Source organism: Segatella intestinalis, from assembly GCF_029348455.1.
In the GTDB taxonomy this organism is placed as follows: Bacteria; Bacteroidota; Bacteroidia; order Bacteroidales; family Bacteroidaceae; genus Prevotella.
Window position 1 is genome coordinate 104,048 of the sequence record NZ_JARJVV010000001.1, and the last position, 19,572, is coordinate 123,619.

The 19,572-nt window shown below is 47.7% G+C and carries 16 protein-coding genes; 7 read left to right on the forward strand and 9 right to left on the reverse strand.

Features of this window, described 5'->3' with window-relative positions:
* The first annotated feature begins 61 nt into the window (after positions 1-61).
* Together P3T48_RS00450 and P3T48_RS00455 are read left to right on the forward strand one after the other, a co-directional pair.
* Positions 62-2,446, forward strand: a complete 2,385-nt coding sequence (locus tag P3T48_RS00450; protein WP_158464136.1) for an ABC transporter permease — start codon at positions 62-64, stop codon at positions 2,444-2,446.
* A 48-nt stretch (positions 2,447-2,494) separates the two neighbouring features.
* Complete coding sequence (locus P3T48_RS00455) at positions 2,495-3,175, forward strand: ABC transporter ATP-binding protein (protein ID WP_276505196.1); 681 nt, start codon at positions 2,495-2,497, stop codon at positions 3,173-3,175.
* Between the two features lie 40 nt (positions 3,176-3,215).
* On the opposite strand, the gene P3T48_RS00460 is transcribed toward P3T48_RS00455, so the two are convergent.
* The 6 genes from P3T48_RS00460 to P3T48_RS00485 all read right to left on the reverse strand — a co-directional run bounded on the left by P3T48_RS00460 (position 3,216) and on the right by P3T48_RS00485 (position 9,879).
* A complete protein-coding gene (locus P3T48_RS00460; RefSeq protein WP_276505197.1) occupies positions 3,216-4,007 on the reverse strand; it encodes a Fic family protein in 792 nt (263 codons plus the stop codon).
* 16 nt (positions 4,008-4,023) lie between these two features.
* Complete coding sequence (locus tag P3T48_RS00465) at positions 4,024-4,413, reverse strand: HEPN domain-containing protein (protein WP_117664037.1); 390 nt, start codon at positions 4,411-4,413, stop codon at positions 4,024-4,026.
* 5 nt (positions 4,414-4,418) lie between these two features.
* Positions 4,419-4,739, reverse strand: a complete 321-nt coding sequence (locus tag P3T48_RS00470) for a nucleotidyltransferase domain-containing protein (RefSeq protein WP_158464139.1) — start codon at positions 4,737-4,739, stop codon at positions 4,419-4,421.
* Between the two features lie 78 nt (positions 4,740-4,817).
* Positions 4,818-6,008 carry a sensor histidine kinase gene (locus P3T48_RS00475; protein WP_276505198.1) on the reverse strand — a complete coding sequence of 397 codons (1,191 nt, stop codon included), beginning with the start codon at positions 6,006-6,008 and terminating at the stop codon, positions 4,818-4,820.
* On the reverse strand, positions 5,998-7,350 hold the full coding sequence (locus P3T48_RS00480) for a sigma-54-dependent transcriptional regulator (RefSeq protein WP_276505199.1): 1,353 nt from the start codon (positions 7,348-7,350) through the stop codon (positions 5,998-6,000). The genes P3T48_RS00475 and P3T48_RS00480 overlap by 11 nt, the downstream gene beginning before the upstream one ends.
* Before the next feature lie 294 nt (positions 7,351-7,644).
* Entirely contained in the window at positions 7,645-9,879 is a 2,235-nt protein-coding gene (locus P3T48_RS00485; RefSeq protein WP_276505200.1) for a TonB-dependent receptor, read from the reverse strand.
* Between the two features lie 197 nt (positions 9,880-10,076).
* Between P3T48_RS00485 and P3T48_RS00490 the strand changes: the two genes are divergently transcribed.
* Complete coding sequence (locus P3T48_RS00490; protein WP_276505201.1) at positions 10,077-10,241, forward strand: hypothetical protein; 165 nt, start codon at positions 10,077-10,079, stop codon at positions 10,239-10,241.
* 155 nt (positions 10,242-10,396) lie between these two features.
* Here the strand turns inward: P3T48_RS00490 and P3T48_RS00495 are convergent, their stop codons facing one another.
* On the reverse strand, positions 10,397-11,731 hold the full coding sequence (locus tag P3T48_RS00495; RefSeq protein ID WP_276505202.1) for an ATP-binding protein: 1,335 nt from the start codon (positions 11,729-11,731) through the stop codon (positions 10,397-10,399).
* Between the two features lie 428 nt (positions 11,732-12,159).
* Positions 12,160-12,954, reverse strand: a complete 795-nt coding sequence (locus P3T48_RS00500; protein ID WP_276505203.1) for an ABC transporter ATP-binding protein — start codon at positions 12,952-12,954, stop codon at positions 12,160-12,162.
* A gap of 72 nt (positions 12,955-13,026) precedes the next feature.
* Between P3T48_RS00500 and P3T48_RS00505 the strand changes: the two genes are divergently transcribed.
* The 4 genes from P3T48_RS00505 (at position 13,027) to P3T48_RS00520 (ending at position 18,578) form a co-directional block, all read left to right on the forward strand.
* Positions 13,027-15,054 carry an AAA domain-containing protein gene (locus P3T48_RS00505; RefSeq protein WP_276505204.1) on the forward strand — a complete coding sequence of 676 codons (2,028 nt, stop codon included), beginning with the start codon at positions 13,027-13,029 and terminating at the stop codon, positions 15,052-15,054.
* 203 nt (positions 15,055-15,257) lie between these two features.
* Positions 15,258-16,550, forward strand: a complete 1,293-nt coding sequence (locus P3T48_RS00510; protein ID WP_276505205.1) for an ATP-binding protein — start codon at positions 15,258-15,260, stop codon at positions 16,548-16,550.
* Between the two features lie 95 nt (positions 16,551-16,645).
* A complete protein-coding gene (locus P3T48_RS00515) occupies positions 16,646-17,038 on the forward strand; it encodes a hypothetical protein (RefSeq protein WP_158464147.1) in 393 nt (130 codons plus the stop codon).
* A 178-nt stretch (positions 17,039-17,216) separates the two neighbouring features.
* Positions 17,217-18,578, forward strand: coding sequence for an MATE family efflux transporter (locus P3T48_RS00520; protein ID WP_276505206.1), 1,362 nt, complete (start codon positions 17,217-17,219; stop codon positions 18,576-18,578).
* Between the two features lie 89 nt (positions 18,579-18,667).
* On the opposite strand, the gene P3T48_RS00525 is transcribed toward P3T48_RS00520, so the two are convergent.
* A complete protein-coding gene (locus P3T48_RS00525; RefSeq protein ID WP_276505207.1) occupies positions 18,668-19,540 on the reverse strand; it encodes a tetratricopeptide repeat protein in 873 nt (290 codons plus the stop codon).
* Positions 19,541-19,572: the final 32 nt, after the last annotated feature.

Sequence of the window (19,572 nt, forward strand, 5' to 3'; positions counted from 1 at the left end):
TGATTAATTAGTAGTGATTAGTGATAAATTGGGCTAACGCCCTTGAAACAGGATATTTGATATGAATCATATTATTAACGCATTCAAGAATCTGCCCCGAAGAGGCCAGCACAATTTCGTGAAGATCTTGTGCCTGGCGCTCGGATTGGCAATCAGTTCGGTAATTATTGCCGAGATTTATTTCGAGCAGACTTACGATACGTACTTCCCAGGATGGGAAAGGACGTATCTGATTTCGGAAGTGGGGAGTAACCAGGGCGAAACCATGGAGTTTACCAATACTTCAGGAGCCACCGCCCAAGGTGTAAAACAATATGCGCCTATGGTGGAAACTGCTACCAGTACTCACTATTTTTATGATGATGCCCAATGCAAGATGGAAGACCAGAACATCGTTTCTGCCAATATTAGGATGGCAGATAGTTGTTTCTTCGATGTCTTTCCACAGAAGATATTGATAGGCAAGGCTAAACAAATATTATCCCAACCCTTATCCTGTCTCATCGATTCTGAAACGGCAGCAAAGATTGGCGGCAATGTTGTAGGAAAGCATTTCACGCTTTCTAATTATCCGGGAACCACTTTTACCATCTATGGTGTTTTCGAAGCGTTTCCATGGGGTTCTTCCTTTCATGGTACGCAGATGATTCTGTCGATGTGTAGTGTGCCATACGTATATTCCTACGATGGCAGAGGCCAATGGGTGGGAAATGATTCCTATAGGTCCTACATCCGGTTGGCAAAGGGGCATGAGGCAAAAGAACTCAAGCCTTACGTGAATAAGATGCGAGAGGATCATTTCCCTTTGAAGGAGATGAAGAATATGGGAATAGAACTGAACTATGATTTCACGGTATTGAGCGATGTTTACACCCAAAATCCTTATATCAAGAAGATGGGATGGATTATGGGAATTATCGCTTTTGTCCTCCTCTTCACTTCTGTGATGAACTATCTGCTTATCATCGTTGGAAATCTCGTGGGTCGTTCTCGCGAAATGGCTGTCCGTAAGTGCTATGGTGCCGAATCGAAGAACATTCATGCCATCATTTTCTCTGAGGCTTTGGTGCATGTGGGGCTGGCGGTTGTTCTTGCGGCTGTTCTTGTGTTCCTTTGCAAGGGAACCATCGAAAATTTCCTTTCTGCTCCGGTAAGCATGTTGGTACTTAATCGTGGCAGTTGGATATTGGTGGCTATCTGTATTCTGGTACTGCTGGTTGGCGGCTTGCTGCCAGGTTGGCTTTACAACAGGATTCCTGTAGCCATCGCTTTCCGTGGTTATAATGAGAATCGCAACCGATGGAAGCTTGCCTTGTTGGGTATCCAGTTCGTTATCTCTGGTTTGCTGTTCAGTTTGCTTTACATCGTGAATGGTCAATACCAGCTGATGTTGGGGCTCAATCCTGGGTATGATTACAATCATGTAGCGATTGTTTCGATAGATGCCAGCAATAGAGACCAGCGCAACCAATGTCTGGCAGAAATCAGACGGATGCCGAATGTCATGGATTGCAGTTCGACTTTTAATGTTCCGCTCGATGGGTATGATCGTAGTGGAAATATGGTAGGAGTACCTGGCGACGATAAGAATACCTTTAATATCATGGAGATGTCGGGAGTGGACGATAATTTCTTTAAGATGATGAATATTCCTATCGTTCAGGGTTCTTTCTTTACGGAAAGAAATGACAGTTGCCGACAGGTTATTATTGATGAACGAGGTGCTGAGAAACTCATCAAAACGTGGCATTGGAAGGATGGCGTAGTTGGTAAGCAAATTACCTGTACGGGTCATGATAATAATATCTTTACCATTTGTGGCGTGAGCAAGAATATCCGCTGGGGTGCTGTGGGAACCGGGGGTGATGGAATGAATGAATTTCCTGACTTGTATTTCTATTCAGCCAAGACGGCTTATTATATGTTGGTTAAGTTTAAAGAACTAAGGGATGAATCGTTGTCGGAGTTGCAATCGAAGGTGCAGGCGATGTATCCTAACAATAAGGTCGTCGTGAAGAGTTATGCCTCTGAACTGGCTAACCAGTATGCTTCCCAGCTCAATTTCCGCAACGGAATCCTGGTAGCCGGCATCGTGACGATGATTATCGCCCTCTTCGGATTGGTGGGTTATACGAGTGATGAGGTAAACCGCCGCCGCAAGGAGATTGCGATAAGAAAGGTGAACGGAGCCAAGGTGAAGGATATTCTTCGCATCTTCCTGAAGGACATTATGAAGATTGCCTTGCCTTGCATTATCGTGGGCGACTTGGGGGCTTGGCTGATAGCCCGACAATGGCTCATGTCGTTTAGCGAGAAGATTACGATGACGCCTTTGTTGTTTATCGGCGTTACCATCATCTTGCTTGTCATCATCGGGCTTTCCGTTGTCATCAACTGCTACAAGGTGGCTAACAGTAATCCGGTGAAGTATCTCAAGGATGAATAATATTAAAAGTAAAAAAGTAAAAAGGTAAAAAAGTAAAAAGATAAGAAAATGCTTAAAATAGAGAATCTTTGCAAGTCATTCCGCACAGAAGATGTGGAGACGATTGCTTTAAATAACGTATCTTTCACAGTAGAAGACGGCGAGTTTGTCGCCATTATGGGACCATCCGGTTGTGGCAAATCCACTTTACTCAATATCCTTGGATTATTGGATAATCCTACATCGGGAAAATATTTCCTGGGTAATCACGAGGTGGCAAACCTGAAGGAAAAGGAGCGCACGGATGTGAGAAAGGGAGAAATCGGTTTTGTGTTCCAGAGCTTCAACTTGATAGATGAATTGAATGTAGAGGAGAACATCGAACTTCCTCTTACTTACCTCAACATTCCGAAGGCGGAGCGCAAGGCAAAGGTGCAGGCGATTATGAAGCGAATGGCCATCAGCCATCGTGCCAAGCACTTCCCTCATCAGCTTTCGGGCGGTCAGCAGCAGCGAGTAGCCATCGCCCGTGCCGTAGTCTTCGGACCTAAGCTTATCCTTGCCGATGAGCCAACTGGTAATCTTGATTCGAAGAATGGAGCCGAAGTAATGCATCTGCTTACCGAACTGAACCACGAAGGTACCACCATCGTCATGGTGACGCATAATGAGCATGATGCCAAGATAGCCCATCGAATCGTCCGCTTGTTTGATGGACAAGTAGTGGAAGCGGATGGCAATCAGCTTTAATACTTCTGCTCTTTGGATGAATGTGTGGCACTATGCTTCATTAGAAGAGGAATGTCATAAATCGCTTGGTGTTAGCCTCTTTCTGCTTCAGCTCTTCTTCCATCCTCTGTATTGCCATCTTGAAGAAGAAGCGGATGAGGTGCTCGTCAGTTGCTTCCGTACGAATCATGCGGAGGGCTGAAATGTATTCCTGGCGGGCTTCGGATGGGATGATGAGGAGAGGATGATTCAATCTTAAGAGAATGTAGTTGCTGATGAGTCGTCCTGTTCTTCCATTCCCATCACGGAACGGATGTAGATATTCGTAGAAGCCATGAAAGCGGGCGGCAAGAATCATAGGATGAACGGCTGCCGAAACGATGACTTTTTCAGTAGATTCCAACAGCTTGGGAACTCTGGCGATGAGTTCTTCGTGGTCGCCAAATACCGTGTCGCCTGCAGCCATGTCCGTGGTGGTGTATTCGCCCGGAATGGCTCCTGGAGAATGGTAGGAAAGCGTGTGGCTGGTAACCCGTCTGTTGATTTCTTTTAGAAAATTCTCGTCGAGTGGATGCTGCGTGTTTTGCATCATGTACTCAAAGGCTTCGAAGTGGTCAAGCATTTCGAAAGCCTCGAAAAGAGTCTTTCCGGCAGGAATCATCCCTAATCCTTTCTCCTTCAGTTCCCGGGTATCATCTACGGAGAATGAGTTGCCTTCAATGGCGCATGAAAAAGTAGAGAAGAGTACTTCATCATATTTGATGTACTCTTCTCTATCCATTTTATTGATGATAAGGGTTTGATATTTTCCTCTCAAATCCTCGTATTCCTTGATTTCCTTTTCGAATGCCATAATCTTCTGTAAGTAATTATTTGACTAACTTTAATATGTTTTTTATAAAATCGTGTGATAAGCCAATAATTTCCAGGATGTCATTTTCGGAAATTTCGTACGCGCAGTTGTAATCGGCTTTTTGCCTTAACTGGAACATACGGGCGAGGAAACTGCCATAAGAGATATCTACGATACCAGTCTTTACGAAGTGTAAACTGAATTGGGTGTTAATGCCAGCATGAGTGTGGGCATTAACACCTTTTGCTATGAATAGAGCTTGTACGGCATGGAAGCAGGCATAATAATAGCGATTGGCTGCTAAATCCCAATGCTTTAGTTCAACCATTTCATCTGCTTGAGTTAAAAAGCGCTTGGCTTTTTCTACTTGCAGACTGATTAATGTGTCTTTGTTTACTTGATCCATAACTTTTATATTAAACTAATGCCGTCTCGATTTACATTCTCGTAAAAAGGGGTGAAGTTATACGATTCCCATTCTTTCTTTGTGTAAAGAATGGGATTGATTTCTGTGCCGAGGTCGCAACCTAACAAAACAAACGGGTAACTTACTTTGTCATAGTCCGTTTGTTCCAGTTTGTCTTTGTCTAAAAGGATAAGAATGTCCCAGTCTGAATCGTTGCGAGCATCACCTCTCGCTCTTGATCCATACAATATAGCCTTGCTTCCTGAAGGAATAGCAGATTTAGCTATTTCTTTTATCTTTAATATGGTCTTATCGTCTGTTGACATAAGCTTAATCTTTTATAAAGGCAAAGATATGGTAAAAAAGCGAAAGTGCCAAACTTTCCTTCCCCAAATTATACTTTTTTATGGGATGATGATGCGGAAGGTGGTGATTCCCTGTGCCTTGTCCTGATGGAGCGAAAGGCTGCCGCCGCTTACTCGCATGATTTGGCGGGAAAGGGAGAGCCCGATTCCGCTTCCTTCTGGCTTCGTGGTGAAGAACGGGATGAAAATGTGGGAGGCTACATCTTCGGGGATGAGACCGGCGTTGTTGCTCACGTCGATGATGATGGATTCCTGGGTGTTGGCATAGGCTTTGAGGCGGATAAATGCCTTCTTGCTTGCCGCGGATTGCAAATCCGCGGAGCGACATTCCTGCTTGTCTTCTCTTTCCTTTTCCTTGAAAGCTTCTACGGCATTCTTCAGAAGATTCGTTACTACGTGAGAGAGGAGGCTCTCATCGGCGTAAACCAGCAAATCCTTGGGAGAAACAGAAATCTCTACTTCGTGGTTGCAGAGCAGCGCCATTCTTTCCAGGAATGGTTCCACATAGAAGAGAGCAGGCTGAGGCTGGGGAACATGGGTGAAACGGCGATAGTTGTTGACGAAAGCCAACAGTTCGGTTCCTGTTTTGTGGATGGTTTCCAGGCCTTGCTTCAAGTCTTTATCCTCTGTAACCCGGGTAAGCAGAGTCTCGCTCAACGAAGTAACCGGCGTGATGGTATTCATGATTTCATGGGTCAGCACACGAATCAGTTTGATCCAAGAATCCACCTCCTGGTTACTCAGCTCGTGGCTCACGTCGCTCAGGGCGATGATGCGCACGTGCTTGTCTTTCAGCATGGCTTGCGTCTCATGTTTTGCCAGGTGTTCATCCTTCAGTTTCTCTTTTACCTGATTCATGTGGGTAAGCACATCCGCATCGAGCAACCGGAGGGCTGCCTGGTTGTGCTGCAGGATGTTGTCGTGACTATCCACCATCAGGATGCCCGTATCCACCGCATTCAGAATCTGCTCGTAATATTTCTCCCGCTCCATCTGCTCCTCTCTCGTATGCTGCAGGAAGAGTTTGATGCGGTTGAGGGATAGATTCAGTATCTTATCCTCCTTAAACCCCTTCTCCGTAGAAAAGCTGAAGGAGAAATCCCCATTATCTATCGCATCAAAAAGGAAAGTTACCTTCTTGATGTTACGGCGATAGTGACGGTAAAGTCGAATGTACCCTACTACAGCCACAAGCAAAAACACGATAATTATAATTAGTTTATAATCCATATCGCTTAATCTTATTATAAAGCGTCTGGCGGGAAATGCCCAGTCTTGCGGCTACTACCGACAGATTGCCTTCACATTCCCTGATGGTTTTCTCTATCATTCGGCTCTCCATCTCGTCGAGCGTCTGAACCTCTTCCAGGGGCTTCTCTCTTTTCGTCTGGTTTCCGCCGTCAATATCTTCTGCAGAAATCTTTCCGCCATCAGACAGAATCACGGCTTTCTCGATGGCGTGCTGAAGTTCGCGGATGTTGCCGTACCATGGCAAACTGGTAAGTTTTTTCTCAGCCTCTTCCGAAAGGCGGAGATTCACCTTATTATATAAATCGCCATATTGACGGAGGAATCTTTCTGCCAGCGGAACGATGTCTGATTTTCTTTGTCTTAGGGCAGGCAATTCCAGATGGATGGTGTTGATGCGATAGAGCAGGTCCTCTCTGAATTCGCCATCGTTTACCATCTGCTGCAGGTTGCGGTTGGTGGCGCAAACCAGTCGGACGTTGATAGGAATCTGCGTACTTCCGCCCACCCTTACGATGCTTCTGCGTTGCAGGGCGGTAAGGAGTTTTGCCTGAAGACTGTAGGATAAGTTTCCTATCTCATCCAGAAAGATAGTGCTGCCGTCGGCAAGCTCAAACTTGCCCGGTTTATCCACCTTGGCATCGGTAAAAGCACCCTTTACATGACCAAAGAGTTCGCTCTCGAAAAGGGTTTCCGTGATGGCTCCCATATCCACAGGCAGCATCTTTTTCCCACATCTTGTGGATAAACGATGTATCTCGTTGGCTAACACCTCTTTACCCGTTCCGTTTTCACCTGTAATGAGGATATTTGCATCGGTTGCGGCCACTTTTTCCACAATACTTCTCAAATTGTTCATCACTTCGCTATCTCCCCAATACATCATGCCAGTCGAATCATTTCCACTTTTTCTGCTAACCTTTTTATCTGTAGGTTTGTTCTTATCCCTTGCCTCTATCAGCGTACGGACCAATTTCTCATTTTCAAAAGGCTTCACGATGAAGTCGGAGGCACCTTCCTTGATGCCTGTTACGGCAAGTTGGATGTCGGCGTAAGCGGTAAAGAGCACTACTTCGGTTTTCGGGTTGAGACTCTTGATTTCCCTGAGCCAGTACAATCCCTCGTTTCCCGAATTGATGCCGCTGGAGAAGTTCATGTCGAGCAGTACCACGTCGGGATGCTCCTCTCTAAGTTTGGCTGGAATGGAGTTAGGGTTGGCGATGGTGATGATGCCATCGAATATAGGTTCCAGCAGCATCCTTACCGTAGTAAGAATGTTGTGGTTGTCATCAACAATCAATATCGTTCCTTGTTTCTTTGTCATTATTTTTTTTACTATCTTCTCTTAAAGCTGCGCACGTTTTCCAAGGGACTTTTCTTGAAACCTTGCACGTTTTTCAAGGACTTTTTGTTCTGTTCTGCCACTTTTCCAAGGGACTTTTGGTTGCAAAGATATAAAATATCATAGAAAGGCGGCCATGATTGTCTAATAATTAGACGAAAAATGCCGATAGTGGTGTCAAAAGTTATTTTTTCTGCAACTTTTGGCACCCTTATCGGCACTTGTTTATTCAGAATTCAGATTTCTGATGCAGAATTGCTTATCCTATAAAGGGAGTTACAGCTCTATCGGAACCACAACTTTTATGCTGAAGTTGCGGCCCATATTGTAAACGCCTCTTCTGCCCGTCACCTGGTTTACGTCAAGATACTTCAGACGGCTCAGGTGGTTCTGGTAAGCACGGTTGGTAAGGTTCTCGCCAGAAAGATAGAGCGAGAGAAGGCGCTTGCCGTGGAGCTTCACGTCGGTTCCTGCGTAAATATTCAATAAGGTGTAGGATGGCGTGGCGGTCTCCGTCTCGTTGGCTGCAAAATAATGGTTCTGGCGAAGATTGCAGTCCATCTGCAGCTTAACGAAGAGATGGTCGAAAGTCTTGCCGTCGCAGACAAACTCATACCTTACATCCGAAACCCAACGAGGGGCTGGGGTGAATGGTAGATACTTTGATTCGGCAGGCTGATGCAACTGCACGGAGTTGACATACGAGAAGGTGTTGCCGAAATGCAGACGCTCTACAGGATGGATGTCGATGCTTGCCTCACCACCCAGAATGCGGGCGTCGCCTGATGTAAACTGATAGGCAGGCGTGTCGTCGATGAGGATAGGCTGATTATTCTCATCAGCCAACTTCTCGCTGTAGATGTAATGGTTGATGCGATTGGCAAACAGAGAAAGGGAAGCCGAAATGATAGGCGAAGAATAATCTAAACCAAGGTCGAATTGCCAACTGTTTTCCGGCTTCAAACTGGTATTTCCCAATTCGTATCGCTGGGTTCCCTCATGCACACCGTTAGATGCTAATTCGCTGATGTTTGGAGCACGGAAACCTCTTGCTACGTTCAGCTTGATATTGAAATCGGGCAGGATTTCGTAAGCCAATCCGATGCTGCCGGTTACTCCCTCAAAGCTGCGCTTGAAAGCCTGGAAGCGGAAAGCATCATGATCCGAATCGGGACCAGCCAATCCTCCATTGTTTTCCGAAGACTCCTCTTCTCTCAAAGCCTCGCTGTGCAGGTGGCGATGATCGTATCTGATTCCTCCGCTCAGGTTCAGTTTGCCTATCTCCTTGCTCACCGTGGCAAATACACCATAATCGAAGAGATGATAGGCTGGAATCAGGAATTCAGAGCCTTTGTTTATCGACTGCTGCCACATGCCGTTGATGCCCGTAGAGAACTTCCATCCATTCATTTCCGGCGAAAGGTAATGCAGGTCGTAGTTCACGGTATGGAGCATGAAGTTGAGTCCACATTCTTTCGGATTCTCTTCCTCCTCAAACTCCTGACGTCGGTTCTGCTGATAACCCAGAAGGAGTTTCAGGTTGCCGTCGCCCAGAAACCAGGAATTATCCAGCACAGCCTTGTAATGATGAATCTGCTGATAAGGCATCGGTTTGCCATAGCTCTTCACATCGTAGCCGTCGGGCACTTCCAGCTCTCCCGTTTTCTCATCTCTTTCTCCCTCCACGATGCCCGGAGTGAGATGATAATAATCGAGTGTAAGGTGCGAATGCCCCATTCGGTAGTTCCAGCCGAGAAGCTGCGAGAATGCCAGCTCTCTGAGCGAAGAACCGAATACGTAACCATCGTATTTGTTCTTGTAGGCATGCGCCATCTTGCCGCTGTATCGGGTGTTCCAGACGAATCCGCCCTGGTTGCCGGAAAAGTTGAGCGAATAGTCAAAAAGTCCGTTGTTGGTTTGATAGCCCGTAGAGAAATTCGCTCTCATGTCGCCCTTGGCAAGTGTAGGAGCAGAGTGGAAGATCAGGACGCCTGCCATCGCATCCGAGCCATACATGAGGCTTGCCGGACCTTTCAGAATCTCTACGGAATGAACCGAAGCCGGGTCGATTTCTATTCCGTGTTCATCGCCCCATTGCTGACCTTCCTGTCTGATTCCATCGTTCACCACAACCACGCGGTTATAGCCCAGGCCACGGATAACGGGTTTTGAAATGCCGCTTCCCGTGGTAATCTGCGAAACGCCAGGCTGGTGGGCGATGGCGTCGATGATGTTGGTAGAAGGTTGCATTTCGAGCTGGCGGGCAGAAACAAAGGAGATAGGGGCCGGCGATTGCTTCAGCTTCTGGCTGCCCGTCAAACCCGTTACCACCACTTCGTTCAGCTTGATGCTCGATTCCGTCAGCGGCTGGTGCTTGGTAGAATCGCTTGCTTCCTCTTCATGAATGTTTGCTTCTTCTTTATCATGATTTGCTTCGTTTATAGCCATAGCAGAGGCTGTAGCTGACGAGCACAGGCTCATCAGTATTATTGATTTCAATATAGTTCTCATTATGTTGTTTGTTACCTTATTCTGTTAATATTCAGTTATTTATATAATAACAGAGAATAAGGTGGAGCACGGGTAGATTTTACCCCCTTCGCCCTGCACAGGCAAGGAGAGCAGAAGGCACGGCGAGGGGAGAGATGTAGCACAGCGAAGGCAACCCAAACCAAGAGGGATGGAGCCAGATAAGGAGTGCTTTGCAATTGGCAAAGCACACATTCGTGCATGGTATTCTGCAGGGCTATCAGATGGCCGTCGTGATGAACATGATGGGCGCAATCGGCACAAAAGAAATCAGCATGGGTTCCCTGCGCTTCACCATGATGGTGAAACGTAACGGCTATGAGCATCGGCAGGTAAACCAATAGCAGCAGCCAGGAAATCCTGATTCTCTTATGCGTTATCCTCTGCATTTAACAGCATTTGTTTATGCAAATTATCTACAGTCTTCTGTATTTTCTGTTTGCAAAGATAATGCAAAGTTCTTCATTTCAGCTGTGGTTATTCTTTGAATTTCGATATTTTAACGAAGATTATCTGTTTTCAGCAGAAAAGCCATGTAGAGGGGAAGAATGAGAGTTTGTGGGGCTGTACCCACATTTACATCTCCCAGTTTGATGGCTTGAACTACGTGATACTTTTCTGGGTTCGAAAGGATGGTCTTGGCACTTTTGATGTTTCCGTTGCTCGCCTTTACTTCTACCAATGTGCATTCGCCTTCGTATCTTGTAACAAAGTCAATTTCCAACCCCGAATCCTTGCGGAAATAATAGAGCTTACGATTCATCTTACCAAAAATGTCGGCCACCAGATTTTCAAAGATGGCTCCCTTGTATCCATAGAGATTGCCTTGCAGAATATCAGCAGCCGTTCCTTGTTCGAGCATACTGATGAAAAGCCCCGTATCTGCCATGTAAACCTTAAACTGGTCGGGGATGGCGTTGCCATCAAGCGGGAGTTCGGGCGCAGACAGATTGTAGCAACGGCGGATAATGCCTGCATCTTCTATCCATTGCAAACTGCCCTGATATTTACGTCCTCTGCCGTTGGGGCGTACTGTGGCGTATGCGAATTTCTTGTTTTCCTTACTCAGTTGACGTGGAATTGACTCGAAGCATTCTCTGATTCTCGACTTGTCAGCTTGTGGAGCATATTTCAGCATATCTACTTTATATTCTTCGATGATGGCTTGCTGCATCCGTAGCACGTTTTGCATATTATGAGTTTCCATAAATACGCTCACGGCTCTTGGCATTCCGCCAACAATGCAATATTGCAGCAGCAGTTGGCGCATTCTTTCGTGGATGGCTTCTTGTACTGGAGTCTTTTCTTCCAGACAGCGATGCAGGTAGTCGATGGTCATTTTCTTAATGCCATTTGCCCAGAGCCATTCCTCAAAATCCATTGGATACATGTCTATGATAGTCTCGTAACCTACAGGAATTGGAGCCTCTGACGAAGCTTTGGTATGGTAACCGCTGACTCCCAGCAGGGAACCCGTACCGATGACATCGTATCTGCCATCAGTCTTGAAGAATTTCAAGGCTGTGCGGGCCCGTGGGCATTCCTGTATCTCGTCAAAGATGATACAGGTCTTGCCCGATACGAAATTGGCATCAGGTATTAAGGTAGAAAGTGTCATGCAGAGAAGATCGATGTCCAGGCCACCATCAAATACCGACTTGTATTCTGGGTGCTGGAAAAAGTCTATATACACAACATGCTCATAATTTTTATGGGCAAAATCGAGTACCGAGAATGTCTTTCCGCATTGGCGACATCCTTTGATGATGAGAGGCATTTTGTGCTCATCACTCTTCCATTCTTTGAGATATTTCTCGATTTTTCGTTTAAACATCTGTTTTCTAATGATTTATGATGTGTTGTTCTTGATGCTGTGCACGTTTTTCAAGGGACTTTTCTTGAATCCATGCACGTTTTTCAAGGGACTTTTTGTTCTGCTCTGCCACTTTTTCAAGGGACTTTGCGGTTGCAAAGATACATTTTTTCCTTCTTAAAAGGAAAGAAATCGGTAATTATTTCCTTTTAAAAGGAAAGATTTTCCTTTCTCTCCAATTATTTTTTGTACTGAGTCCACTTGAAAAAGTCGAAAATCGTATTTTTTGTCTTTGCAACTTATTGATAATCAAAAGTAGGTCTTCGTAAAATTGGCTTTTTCAAGTGGGCTTTGTACTGAAGTTTCGCAAGTGGTTTAAGTACGGGCTGAAGGCCCAAAAGCTCCAGAAGCAGCACGCCCTGAAAGTCAGTTATCAAAATAAAGCCCCCTCACTCTTCCTCAATCCTTATTGCCAGCGAATCCTTGTCAAGGTGTATGCCGTTATGCTCGATGAACAGCGAGAGCGAGCCTCGGGCAGCCAGCTCGTGCGGTGTACCGGTCTCGAAACGGCCTGACTGCATCAGCCAGAGGCGGTCGGAAAGCTGAAGCGCTATTTCTATATCGTGGGTGGAGAGGAATATGGTCTTGCCAAGATTGTGAGCCAGGCTGCGCAGCAACTGCAGCATCTCTGCCTTGCTGGGATAGTCTAAGAACGCCGTGGGCTCGTCGAGGAAGAGGATGGGCGTGGACTGCGCCAAAGCCTTGGCGATCATCGTCTTCTGTCGCTCGCCATCGCTCAACGTGCTTATCCTGCGGTCGCTGAGATGACTGATGCCGACCTGACGCATGGCTTCGGCGACAAGGGCACGGTCTGCCTGACTCAGACGGCCCCAGAACCCGGTATAAGGGGAGCGCCCCATGCCGACAAGGTCGGCTACGGTGAGCCCCGAGGTCTCTGGCTTGGCGGTGAGTACGATGCTCATCTGGCGCGAAAGCTCGCCACGGGTGAGGCTGGAAAGGGGTACGGGACGGCTGCCAGTACCGAGCAGCACCTCGCCCTGCAAGGGGCGGAGAAAGCCCGAAAGAGTGCGCAACAGGGTAGACTTGCCTACGCCGTTGGGACCAATGAGGCAGGTCAACTCACCGGCACAGAGGCAGCCTGTGAGATGACGGGCTACGACCTTGGTTTCGCCCCGATGGCGGTAGCCGATGCTGAGTTCGCTGAGAAGAACAGATGATTTCATGATGCAAAGATAAGTGATTTTTCTTGATAATACTTATCTTTCCCAAAAAAAAGCCGTACTTTTGCACACGATATGGAACAAACATCACCAATACAAGCACTGCTTCAGCAACGTACCCTACTGCAAATAGAGTATTACACCGAGAAAGAAGCCTTTCGCAAACAGACCGAACAGATGGGAATGCAGCGAAAGGTGAAGAGAGGCGATGCCTGGTTTCCGCTACGCATAGGAAAAAGCTTCTACAACTCGCTCAACCAAAACGCCATAGAGGTGTTCCGTACCGAAGACCAGGACATCGAACACAACTTTGAGTTCGGAAGACCCGTCATGTTCTTTAAGGCAGGGGAAAACAAATCCGCGCAGACAGACGGGAAGACAGAAAAGAAGATGTTGAAATACTTCTCCTTCACAGGCACCGTGAGCTATGTGGACGGCGACAGAATGGTGATTACCGTACCCGACTCGGCACCGCTGCTCGAACTGCAGCAGGCTGACGTGCCAGTGGGCGTTCAGCTGTCGTTCGACGAGACGAGCTACAAGACGATGTTCGATGCCCTCGACCGCACGATGAAAGCCAAGAACAACCGCCTGGCTTATCTGCGCGACCTCTTCTACTCGCACCGGAAAGCAGAACGATACAGCTTTGAGCCCATGAGATTTCCCTGGCTCAACCCCACCCAGGAACAGGCCGTGAACGAGGTGCTGTGGGCGAAGGACGTAGCCATCGTGCACGGTCCTCCAGGAACAGGAAAGACCACGACCCTGGTGGAAGCCATCAACGAGACGCTGATGCGGGAGAGCCAGGTGCTGGTGTGCGCCCAGAGCAACATGGCGGTGGACTGGATCTCAGAGAAACTCGTGGACAGAGGCATCAACGTGCTGCGCATCGGCAACCCGACACGAGTCAACGACAAGATGCTCGGTTTCACCTACGAGCGACGCTTCGAGAACCATCCCGACTATCCGCAGCTGTGGGCCATCCGCAAGGCCATCCGCGAACTGCGCAAGAACCGCAAGAAGGGAAGCGAGAACTTCCACCAGAAGATGGACAGGCTGAAGAGCCGTGCCGCCGAGATAGAGATAAGAATCAACGCCGAGCTGATGGGCGAGGCAAGAGTCATCGCCTGCACGCTGGTAGGCTCGTCCCACAGACTCTTGGAGGGAATGAAGTTTGGCACACTCTTCATCGACGAGGCAGCTCAAGCCTTAGAGGCAGCCTGCTGGATTCCGATGAGAAGAGCCGGCAGAGTAGTGCTGGCGGGCGACCACTGTCAGCTGCCGCCTACGGTGAAGAGCATCGCCGCCATGAGAGCAGGACTGGGCAAGACGCTGATGGAGCGCATCGCCGAGAACAAACCCGAGGTGGTGACGCTGCTGAAGATACAATACCGCATGAACGAGGAGATCATGCGATTCTCGAGCGACTGGTTCTACCACGGCAAGGTGCAGAGTGCGCCACAGATAAAATACCGGAGCATCCTGGACTACGACCACGCCATCACATGGATCGACACAGGAGACACGGAGAATCAGATAACCATCGAGGGGGAAGAGGCTTCCGAGGATACTGCATCCAGTTCATCGTCGGCGGATCATAATCCGGTTTCAGCACCAGTTTCCCCGCAGAATGTAGACATGAACTTCAAAGAGCAGTTTGTGGGCGAGAGCTTCGGCCGCATCAACAAGGCAGAGGCGGAGCTTACTCTCCTCACCCTGGCGGAATACTTCACCAAGATAGGCAAACAGCGCGTAATTGACGAGCGAATCGACGTGGGAATCATCTCGCCCTATCGTGCTCAGGTGCAATACCTCAAGAAGCTCATCAAGAAGTATGAGTTCTTCAAGCCTTACCGCCGCCTGATCAGCGTCAACACGGTGGACGGATTCCAGGGACAGGAGCGCGACGTGATCCTCATCTCCTTGGTGCGGTCCAATGACGAGGGACAGATCGGTTTCCTGAAAGACCTGCGCCGCATGAACGTGGCGATGACGCGTGCCCGCATGAAGCTCATCATCCTGGGCAACAAAGACACCATGACGAAGCATCCTTTCTACAAGAAACTGTGGGAGTATGTGGAGGCTATCAACAACAACGAATAAGATGGGAAAGCGGTTGTCATGAACGTAATACGAGGAAGGTTCGTGTAAAAAAGTGTATGCATACGAGTAAAGTTCGTGTAAAAAAGTGTTGAAAACATTTGAAAGTTCGTGTAAAAAAGTGTATCTTTGCAACCGACAGAGCTGTTTAAACATCATAACAGCAAGTTATTAGCATCATTAACAACTTCAAAATGTATGTAAGGATGAAAAGAACGGTCATAGAACAATTAAAAGCATGGAAAGAGAGCCTTTGCAGAAAGCCCTTAATCTTATCAGGAGCAAGACAAGTAGGCAAGACTTATATCCTCCAGGAGTTTGGAAAACAGGAATATGACCACGTAGCCTACATCAACTGTGATGGAAACTCTGAGATTGCCAACATATTTGCAGAAGATTATGATATGAAGCGAGTCCTAATGGTTATCGGAGCCATTAGCAAACAGCCTATAATCCCTGGCAAAACGCTTATCATTCTGGATGAAATACAAGAACTTCACAAGGGACTTTCCTCGCTGAAGTATTTCTGTGAAAATGCACCAGAATACCATGTGGCTGTAGCAGGTTCACTTTTAGGCGTTGCCATGCACCAAGGAGAATCCGCCCCAGTGGGAAAGGTTGATATCCTTCGACTCTACCCTATGTCTTTCGAAGAGTTTCTTATGGCAAAAGACGAAGAACAGTTGCTGAACATATTGAAAAGTAAAGACTGGAAGACCATCACATTACTTCATGATAAACTCATCAAGATATTAAGAGAATATTATTTTGTAGGGGGAATGCCTGAGGCTGTGAAAACTTATCTTGCAACCAACGATGCAAATCTCGTCAGACAGGTTCAGAACAACATTCTCACCATTTATCGTAGTGACATGTCGAAGCATGTCAGCCCAAATGAAGCCACTCGCATCAGCATGGTTTGGCAATCCATCCCTTCCCAGCTTGCCAAGGAAAACAAGAAGTTCATCTATGGAGCGGTGAGAAGCGGAGCACGAGCCAAGGATTTTGAGATGGCAATACAATGGTTGGTGGATGCAGGCCTCACCTATCGCATTTCCCGAGTAAGAGAAGTTGGAATGCCTTTGAAGTTTTACGAAGACCTCAATGCCTTCAAGCTGTTTCTCCTGGATGTCGGCCTCCTGGGTGCGCTGAGCGAGATGGAACCTGCCCAAATGCTCATCTCCAACAAAGCCATGACGGAGAGCAAGGGGGCGTTCACGGAAAACTACGTCCTTACTCAGCTATTATGTCAACAGGACATTTACACCTATTATTATAGTAGGGGAGACGCTCGCTTGGAGATAGACTTCCTTGCCCAGCACCAAGGGGTGATAACTCCGATAGAGGTAAAAGCGGAAGAGAACCTGCGTTCCAAGTCACTTCGCGCCTTCTTTGACGCCCATCCCGACTTGCGAGCCATCCGCTTCTCCATGTCGCCATACAAGGAGCAAGAGTGGATGAAGAATGTCCCATTGTACGGGGTAGAGGAGAGTTTTTAGGAACTCTTCTCACAATACTCCCTGAACTTTGCCTTAGTCATGGCAATACCAATGAGTCTATTAGATAACGCAACAATAACAACAAAATAAAAAATATGCTACAACGAGACTACATACAGCGACTGATACGAGAGTTTATGGCCGCACTCGAGAGAATGCTCGAAAAGAAAGAGGTAGAGGTGAGACGCGAGAAGATTAAGGAGCTCTATGACCAATACGTAGGTCCTTATGCCTTCTACAGCGTCGCCACCATCGACGACGTGATGAAAGCCATGGCAGGCATCGCCGACGAGGAGAAGCGGCTCTCCAAGATGAACATGCTCGCCGAACTCTATTATCACGAGGCCGATACCGTGGGGCAGCCCACAAGGGACGAACTCCTCGGCAAGGCCTTCATGCTCTTCGACTACGTGGAAACCCACGGAGATACGTTTTCCATTGAGCGCCGCAACAAAATGGCAGAAATCAAGAAGGAGTTAAGGAGTTAAAGGAGTTAAGACAACAGCTTTGTGGACTTGATATTAAACACAAAACATTAACCATTCCCTCAAGGCCGTTGTCTTAACTCCTCAGCGACCGAAGGAAGCGATAACTCCTTAACTCCTTAAACTCCTGAAAAAAATAACTTTTCGAATAGGATAACAAAAAAACTAATCATAAAAATCAATGGACAAAACCCAAAAATCAAAGTCGGTAAACGACATGACGGTAGGCTCGCCCTTGCGAGCCATCATCCAATTTGCAATACCACTCATCCTGGGTTACATCCTTCAGCAGATGTACCTCATCATCGACGCCGCCATCGTGGGAAGATGGATAGGCGTGGGAGCCCTTGCGGCAGTAGGCGCATCCAGCTCCATCATGTTCCTCATCATGGGCTTCTGCAACGGCTCCTGTGCCGGTTTCGCCATCCCAGTCGCCCAGGCTTTCGGCGCCAAAGATTACCCCAAGATGCGGACTTACGTCAGCAACAGCATCCGCATCGCCGTGGTGTTTGCCGTCGTCATCACCTTCCTTTCCTGCATCTTCTGCGGAAAGATACTGCACCTGGTGAATACGCCGAAGGAAGTCTTCGACGATGCCTACATCTTCCTGATGCTGCAGTTTGCGGCGATACCTTTCACCATCGCCTACAACCTCCTCTCCGGTCAAATCCGTGCCTTAGGCAACTCGAAGCAGCCATTCTATTTTCTCATCACCGCCTCCGTCATCAACATCATACTCGATGCCATTCTCATTCTCGGCATGGGGTTGGGCGTAGAGGGAGCAGGCATCGCCACCTGGCTATCGCAGGGCATCTCCGTGCTGCTCTGTATCAGGTTTATCCATAAGAAGATGCAGATTCTGATACCGAAGGGCGAGGAAAAGAAGTTTGACAACAAGAAGGTAAGCATACTGCTGAACAACGGCGTTCCGATGGGACTGCAGTTCTCCATTACCGCCATCGGTCTCATCATGCTTCAGAGTGCCAACAACGCTTTGGGAACGGTTTATGTAGCAGCATTCACCGCCTCTATGCGCATCAAATACCTCTTCACCTGCGTGTTCGAGAACATCGGAGTGGCAATGGCAACCTATTGCGGTCAGAACCTGGGAGCCAGGAAGTTGGAGCGAATCGGTCAGGGCGTCAGGGCAGCCATCAAGATGATGGTGGTTTATTTCGTCTTCACCTTCCTGCTCATCTATCCGTTTGCCGACGAGATGATGATGCTCTTCGTGGATAAGGGCGAGGCTGAGGTGGTAACTTATGCTGCCCAGTTTATGCGCATAGCCAACTATTTCTATCCTTGTCTGGGCTTGCTCACCATCCTGCGCTACAGCATCCAGGGCTTGGGTTACAGCAATCTCTCGATGATGAGTGGCGTAATGGAGATGATAGCGAGATGCGGCGTGAGTCTCTGGTTAGTGCCTGCCCTGGCATGGACAGGAGTCTGCTTCGGCGACCCGGTAGCCTGGGTCATGGCAGACCTCTTCCTCATCCCCGCCTTCCTGTGGCTTTATAAGCATCTGAAGAAGGAAGTGCTGTAGACGATGAAAACGACGACTTGTAGTTATAAAAAATAATCTTTCTAACTGGGAAAATATTTTTCCCAGTTAGAAAGATGAAATTCTATTATTCAGTATTCGTTATGGAAAACCTTATAGGGGTCCATCTGCTGCATTTTCTCCTTGATTTTCTGCTCTATTCCCTCTGATGGTTCTGGAATTTCGGCACCCATTTCCTTGGCAGCAGCCTCATCCTCGGCAGCACTGGCACTATCACCCAGACTTCTGCGAACCTCGCTGCGCTCGCGATACGCATCAATAGAGAAAGGATTTACCTCCATCACCTTACCGTAGGTCTGTTCAGCCTCCTCCATCTTTCCCTGCGCCTTCTCTACACGAGCCTTCAACAACAGCACATCCTCGTTGCCCGGAATATGCTCATAGAGGAAAGTTGCATCGAGTTCTGCCTCGGAAAGCTGAGCCTGATCCAACAGGATGCTGCCACGAAGCAATCGGGCGGCATAGAAATCCTCACGCTTGCCTATCGCCTCAGTCAGCATCGACACGGCACGGATGGGTTCGCCCAATCCCCGGCAAGCCTTGGCATAATAGAGATAGGTCTGCAGATTCGATGTGTCCAGGTGAAGAGCCTTATCGCATACCTCCAACATGGCAGTATAGTTCTCCATCATATACGCCACATCCGCCATACGCAGCAACACCGCCACGTTGTCGGTTTGGGCTTCCGAGAGAATCTGCAACTGCTCATAGGCTTTCTGCAGATCACCCATAGAGATGTAAGCCTGCGAGAGATAGTCGCGGCATTCCAAATCTTCGGCATTCAACTGCAGAGCGTGTTCCAAAGACTTGGCTGCAAGGTCAAATTGATGCATGCGGAGAGCACGAACACCATCATATTTCACCATGTCGAAGTCTTTTTCCTTCTCCTGTTTCACTTCCTCAGTAGTCTTTTGGCCACCAAATAGCTTTTTAAATATGTTCATAATCCCACTATTTTTTTAGGTTTTGAATTGTT